General features: G+C 59.4%; 7 protein-coding genes and 1 pseudogene. 3 read left to right on the forward strand and 5 right to left on the reverse strand.

What is annotated here, in order from left to right; genetic code table 11:
• Positions 1-4: 4 nt before the first annotated feature.
• Positions 5-637, reverse strand: coding sequence for a TetR/AcrR family transcriptional regulator (locus tag OQK_RS27200; protein WP_016775235.1), 633 nt, complete (start codon positions 635-637; stop codon positions 5-7).
• A gap of 159 nt (positions 638-796) precedes the next feature.
• Here OQK_RS27200 and OQK_RS27205 point away from each other — a divergent pair, with 159 nt between their 5' ends.
• Entirely contained in the window at positions 797-1237 is a 441-nt protein-coding gene (locus tag OQK_RS27205; RefSeq protein WP_024013379.1) for a hotdog fold domain-containing protein, read from the forward strand.
• A 63-nt stretch (positions 1238-1300) separates the two neighbouring features.
• Here the strand turns inward: OQK_RS27205 and OQK_RS27210 are convergent, their stop codons facing one another.
• The 3 genes from OQK_RS27210 to OQK_RS27220 all read right to left on the reverse strand — a co-directional run bounded on the left by OQK_RS27210 (position 1301) and on the right by OQK_RS27220 (position 4065).
• The gene (locus OQK_RS27210) at positions 1301-1987 is read right to left on the reverse strand and encodes a GNAT family N-acetyltransferase (protein ID WP_016775237.1); all 687 of its coding nucleotides are present in this window, start codon (positions 1985-1987) and stop codon (positions 1301-1303) included.
• Between the two features lie 87 nt (positions 1988-2074).
• The gene (locus tag OQK_RS27215) at positions 2075-2632 is read right to left on the reverse strand and encodes a YceI family protein (RefSeq protein WP_016775238.1); all 558 of its coding nucleotides are present in this window, start codon (positions 2630-2632) and stop codon (positions 2075-2077) included.
• 74 nt (positions 2633-2706) lie between these two features.
• Complete coding sequence (locus tag OQK_RS27220; protein ID WP_016775239.1) at positions 2707-4065, reverse strand: MATE family efflux transporter; 1359 nt, start codon at positions 4063-4065, stop codon at positions 2707-2709.
• Positions 4066-4264: 199 nt separating this feature from the next.
• Here OQK_RS27220 and OQK_RS27225 point away from each other — a divergent pair, with 199 nt between their 5' ends.
• On the forward strand, positions 4265-4834 hold the full coding sequence (locus OQK_RS27225) for a chorismate mutase (RefSeq protein WP_016775240.1): 570 nt from the start codon (positions 4265-4267) through the stop codon (positions 4832-4834).
• A gap of 124 nt (positions 4835-4958) precedes the next feature.
• Positions 4959-5396, forward strand: a pseudogene (locus OQK_RS31910) (phage infection protein); the annotation flags it as partial.
• A gap of 233 nt (positions 5397-5629) precedes the next feature.
• Here OQK_RS31910 and OQK_RS27235 read toward each other — a convergent pair.
• The coding region (locus OQK_RS27235) for a hypothetical protein (protein ID WP_081489913.1) at positions 5630-5888 on the reverse strand (259 nt) is incomplete at its 5' end.

Genomic DNA, 5888 nt, shown 5'->3' on the forward strand with positions numbered 1-5888 from the left:
TATTTCAGTCCTCGGCGAGACCTTCGGCGCGAATCGAACGCCACGCCGCTTGCGCGAGCACTTGGCGATAGGCGCTCGGGCTGCCTTTGACTCGCCCTGCCAGCCAGGCTCGGCAGTAGCTGTCCGCTTGGCCAATGATCAGCGATGGCAGCAACTCGGCAGGCAAATCCTGCAGTTCGGCGGCGCGACCCGATTGCGCCAGCCATTGGCGCAGACGCAGGTTGCGCGTCTTGTTGCGCTCGGCCAGCTCGTCCTTGAACGGGCCTTTGGTCACGGCGAACCGCGCGTGGTACTGGAAACGCGCCCACTGCGGCTGTTGCTCGACCCAGTCGACATAGCTGAAGACCAGCGCCTGCACGCCTTCTTCAGTGGTATTGGCCGCGTCCAGATACGCATCACGCAAACGCGCCTGATCCTCCAGCGCGGTGAAAAACAGCGCCGCGACCAGCCCTTCCTTGTTGCCGAAATGGTGATAGATCGCGCCGACGCTGGTGTCGCACTCGGCACGGATCATATCGATGGTGGTGGCCTCGATCCCCTGTTCATTGAACAGGCTCAGGGCCTTGCGAAAGATATCGCGTTTGAGTTCGGCGCGGCGGCCGGGGTAGCTGCGTTCCAGTAGATCGGCGGTGTCCATGCTGCTCGGGTCCAAAAGCGGAGGTTGAAAAAGGCGTCACGTGCCCGTGAACAAATCGCGCCTAGGTTGACAGATTTGCCGTGAACAGAATACCGTTCCGTTACAGAACATTATTCTGTAACGGAACATCATTCTGCAAACTACCCAGCGAGGCTTCCCATGAGTCAATCTCTCAGCATGTTCAACAGCGTCGGCCCGGATGCATTCAGCAAAATGGCCTGCCAGTTCGCCCCGTACTTCAGCAGCATCAATCCGCTGATTTCCGAGTTGCGCCCGAATGCCGCCACCGTGCAAGTGCCGTTTCGCAAGGAAATCACCAACCACCTCGGCACGGTGCACGCGATCGCCATGTGCAACGCGGCAGAACTGGCCGGCGGAATGATGACCGACGTGTCGATCCCGGCCGGCGCGCGCTGGATTCCCAAAGGCATGACCGTGGAATATCTGGCCAAGGCGAAAACCGACGTCACCGCTGTGGCCAGCGCTGAAGGTGTGGATTGGCAAAGTGATGGCGACAAGGTAGTCAACGTCGACATTCACGATTGCGAGGGTAAAAAAGTCTTCACCGCGCGTATCACCATGAACGTCAAGCTCGGTTGAGAAGCAGGTACAAAAAAGCCCTTGCCGCGGGATGCGCAGCAAGGGCTTTTGATTGGCCGACGATCAGTGCAGGGTCAGGCGCTGACGGACGAATTCTTCTACGTGGCGGCTGGTCTGGTCCAGATGGCGGTCGCGTTGTTTTTCCGCATCGAGCATTGCGCGCTTGCCGTTCTTCTGCAGCAGATAGGTGTGAATCTGCTGCACTTCCAGCGAGCGATAGATCGGCGTGGTGTCGATGAACCCGCGCAGGCCGTTGCTGCGGTAATGCCGCGTGCTCATCAGCACCTGGGTTTCGCGCTGGCCGATCACTTCAAAACCCAGTGCCTCGAAATACGGCACCTTGCCAATGCTGCAGGCCAGTTCCGCATGCGGATAGCGCCCGACCATGTCCGTGAGCATCGCCCGCGCCACACCTTGGCGCCGATGGCCTTCACGCACCGCCATGTACGCGACGCTGCACGCCTCCCAATCGCCCTGCACCGGCAGACAGATGAGAAATCCGATGACTTGCTCCGGGTCTTCATCGTTAGTGGCCACCAGCAATTCCACCTCGGTGCCCTTCTGGCCGTTCAACGCCTCGAGGTAGAGATGCACCTCATAACCCACCGCGTACTGATAAACGTTGTACAGCAGATTGCTCGGGCCGAGGCCGACCGCACTGATGTCGGTCAGGTAGTCGACGACCATTTGCAGGATCTGGCTGTTGACGTTTTCCGGGCATGGGGAGGTGTAGTGGGTGATGCGTGGCATGGGCAAACTCCGGCGATAAAAAACGTTGCCGATGATCAGAGCCGTCGACGAACCGCGACATCATACCGTGCCGGATCTATTGAACCGTCACTGTTGTGGCGCCACCACCCTGAATTTGATGTTGATGTCCCTCGACACCACGCTGTCAGCCCACTCCCCTGCGCCGAGGCCGAACTCCTCTCGATTGAGCACCAGCTCACCGTCGAAGATGCCGATGGCGTTATCCGGTTTCAACTCCACCGGCACCTCGACCTCGCGAGTGATGCCCTTGAGCGTGAGCTGACCGGCGACTTGGTAACGATGCTCGTCCACTTGAGTAAAACGGCTGGACTTGAACACCGCGAGCGGGAATTTCCCGGTGTCGAACCACGCCGGTTTCACCAGTTCGGTATTGGCGTCTTCACTGCCGGCATCGATGCTGGCGAGATCGATATGCAGCGTGGTCTGGGCTTTGCCGAGGTCGTCGGTATCGAAGTCCAGCGTCGCCTCGAAATTGCCGAAGGTGCCGTACATTCGCGAGCCCATCTGGTTGTAGGTGAAACTGATCTGGCTGGCGCTGGTGTTGACCCGGTTATATTCAGCCGCCTGCGCACCGACCATGACGCACGATGTAAACGCGGCAACCAGCAGCAATCGCAACGTCATGACATTCTCCTGGCGGCGTGCGTCGTCGAGGGCCTTGGTTGACTTAAGCAAACAACCCGTTGTTATGCCAGCGCCTATATCAACCGCTCGATCTTCTGATGCTTCCACACCAATTTGTAATACAGGGTCTGCAAAATCAGCATTCCCAGATAGGCAACCGGAAACGCCATCCACACACCCTGCAAACCGAACTGCGCGTCGAGCCAGTAAGCCGCTGGCAACTGCACGCCGACCACACAAACAATCGAGATGACCACCGGCACCAGTACCGTGCCGCTGGCCCGCATGATCCCGCCGATGATGGCCTGGAAACCGAACACCAACAGGCTCCAGAGCATGATATGCAGCAGGTGCTCGGCCATCGCCCGGGTCGAGTCCTCGGTGAGGAACAGGCCCAGCAACCAGTGCGATAACAGATAACCCAGCACAATCAGGCCACCGGTCAGGCACACATTGATCAACAGCCCGGTGCGCAGGATCGGACCCATGCGTTGCAGATGCCCGGCGCCGATTGCCTGGGCACCAAGGATCGATGCGGTGATTGCAATCGACAGCGCCGGAAACTGCACATAGTTGACGATCTGCGTTACTGCGCCATACGCCGCTGTCGCTTGCGAGCCGTGCTGATTGACCAGTGCCAGGATCACCAGCTCCGATAACGACAGGACGATCATCTGTACCCCGGTGGGCAGGCCGATGCGCAGGACCTTGCCGAGAATCACCCGATCCAGTCGCAATGCGGCAAAGAACTCTCGATCCGGCGCCAGCGGATGGCCCTTGCGGATCAGCCGCCAGGCCAGCCACGCCATTGCCGACAGATTCCCCGCCAGCCCGGCATACGCCGCGCTCTGAATGCCCAATGGCGGCAAACCCAGCCAGCCGCGAATCAACGCCGGCGTCAGCGCCAGCCCCACGGCGGTGGAGACGATCAGCGCGAGCAGTGGCGACAGCGTATCGCTGACCCCACGCAGCAACTGGGTGAACAGCACGAATACCAGTAGCGATGGCAGAATCCACAACATGATGCGGGCATAGTCCACCGCATCGTCGAGTACATCCGCCGGCGTGCCCAACCCCGTCAGTGCCTGTCGCGCAAACACCGTGCCCAGCACTGCCGCGACCAGACCGATCAACACACCCAGCAGCAACGTCGCTCCGGCAATCGCCTTGACCATGTGCGTTTCGCGCGCGCCCCACGCCTGGCCGATCAACACGCCTGCGCCAGCACCGAGGCCGATGACCAGGGCGATGAAAAAGAACACGACAGGAAACATGCCGGATACGGCCGCAAGCGCTTGGGTGCCGAGCATCTGACCGATGTAGATGCTGTTGACCGTCCCGGACATCGATTGCAGGAAGTTCGACAGCACCATCGGCGCGAGAAACAGCAGATAGGTTTGCCAGAGCGGTTTGGCGAAGGTGGCGCTTTGCATTGAATAGAGGTCCATCTCGACGGCGGCAGGCCTGATTGACGATAGCTTCGGTGAGTTGCGTGCAGCGTGCAATCAACATTTCCAGACGGTGTTGATTGTCTGTTTTGCATTTGTGTAAATGCCGCGCATCGCTTTGTGTCAGTGTTGCGGCTGTGGTAAATCAGCGACTCTGTCGACACGTACTATTGAGGCTCGGTTCATGCGTAACGTTGCAAATTTTCTGCTTGGCTCCCTCCTCGCTCTGTCGGCCGCCTACGCGCAGGCAGCCGAACCCGCAGCAGCGCCTGCTTCATTGAAACCGCTACTGGCCACTTTGAATGAACGCCTGAGCATCGGTGATCTGGTTGCGTTGACCAAATGGGACAGCGGCAAGCCTATTCAGGACAGCCCGCGTGAGGCGCAGGTCATCGCCAATGCCCGAACTCTGGCCACCGAATACAAACTCGATCCGGACGACGTCGCGCAACTTATCGCCGCACAGATGGAAGCGAACAAACTGGTGCAATACGGTCTGCTCGCGCAATGGCAAGCGGCAGGTGCTGCACCGGACACACCGCGTCCGGATCTGGGCAAACAGATCCGCCCGCGCCTGGATGAACTGCAAAAGCGCTTGTTGCAGCAGTACGCCGCCTTCGCGCCCTATCGCCAGGATCCGAATTGCCCGGCATGGCTGGCCGATGTCCGCGGCACTCTGGGCGCCGATGCGCTGCACGACCTGGCGCTGATTCGTGCCAGCGGCGAGTTGTGCATCCGGGCGAAAGCGCTCTGAATCAACGCTCTTGGCAAACATCATCGGCGTCGATGTTCACCATCACGTCAATGAAGTTCTCATAAAAACTGCGCGGCGTAACATCGGCTCCAGACAAACAAACAACTTTCTGGAGCACACGATCATGAAACGCCAAACCCTTCTCGGCATCGCTTTCTCGGTTTTCGCAGTTAACGCTTTTGCAGTAACGCCTGCTCACACCCTGGTCGCTGAAGGCGGCTCGGACAAGCTGATCGAAAGCCGTCTGGCTGAAGGTGGTTCTGATCGTCTGATCGAACGTCGCGTTGCTGAAGGTGGCTCTGATCGTCTGCTCGAACGCCGCGTCGCTGAAGGTGGCTCTGATCGTCTGATCGAACGCCGCGTCGCTGAAGGTGGCTCTGATCGTCTGATCGAACGCCGCGTTGCTGAAGGTGGTTCGGACCGTCTGCTCGAACGCCGTGTTGCCGAAGGTGGTTCGGATCGTCTGCTCGAACGTCGCGTTGCCGAAGGTGGTTCGGATCGTCTGATCGAACGCCGTGTTGCCGAAGGTGGTTCGGATCGTCTGATCGAACGCCGCGTTGCTGAAGGTGGTTCGGATCGTCTGCTCGAACGCCGCGTCGCTGAAGGTGGTTCGGATCGTCTGATCGAACGCCGCGTTGCTGAAGGTGGTTCGGATCGTCTGCTCGAACGCCGCGTCGCTGAAGGTGGCTCTGATCGTCTGATCGAGCGCCGCGTTGCATGAATCTACTGCATGACCGCAACACCCATGAAAAAGCCCGGCCTGATCAGCCGGGCTTTTTTGCATTCAGCCGTCGCTTATTGCGCGGTTTTCAGCTTGACCACGTCACCGGAGATGGTGGTGGTGTAGCCGGTCAGAACCCAGGCCCAGAACCAGTTTTCCTGAACCTGCGTGTTGATCATTGCATCGCCGCCCTTGGCTTGGATGGCCGCGTTTTGCGCGCGCACAAATCGGCTGTTCTGGCGGATAGGGATGATGCCAAACAGCAGCAGGCCGGTGGCCGATGCTTCACTGTGGCCAACCACGGTGTATTGGTTGCTGTCGTAATGGGCAGTT

Origin of the sequence: Pseudomonas sp. R62 (assembly GCF_000257605.1) — a bacterium.
In the GTDB taxonomy this organism is placed as follows: domain Bacteria; phylum Pseudomonadota; class Gammaproteobacteria; order Pseudomonadales; family Pseudomonadaceae; genus Aquipseudomonas; species Aquipseudomonas atacamensis.

Bases quoted from the DNA above. Each gene is read 5' to 3' on its own strand.
- OQK_RS27215 (WP_016775238.1), bottom strand. From the start codon at position 2,632: ATGACGTTGCGATTGCTGCTGGTTGCCGCGTTTACATCGTGCGTCATG.
- OQK_RS27200 (WP_016775235.1), bottom strand. From the start codon at position 637: ATGGACACCGCCGATCTACTGGAACGCAGCTACCCCGGCCGCCGCGCC.
- OQK_RS27220 (WP_016775239.1), bottom strand. From the start codon at position 4,065: ATGCAAAGCGCCACCTTCGCCAAACCGCTCTGGCAAACCTATCTGCTG.
- OQK_RS27205 (WP_024013379.1), top strand. From the start codon at position 797: ATGAGTCAATCTCTCAGCATGTTCAACAGCGTCGGCCCGGATGCATTC.
- OQK_RS27210 (WP_016775237.1), bottom strand. From the start codon at position 1,987: ATGCCACGCATCACCCACTACACCTCCCCATGCCCGGAAAACGTCAAC.
- OQK_RS27225 (WP_016775240.1), top strand. From the start codon at position 4,265: ATGCGTAACGTTGCAAATTTTCTGCTTGGCTCCCTCCTCGCTCTGTCG.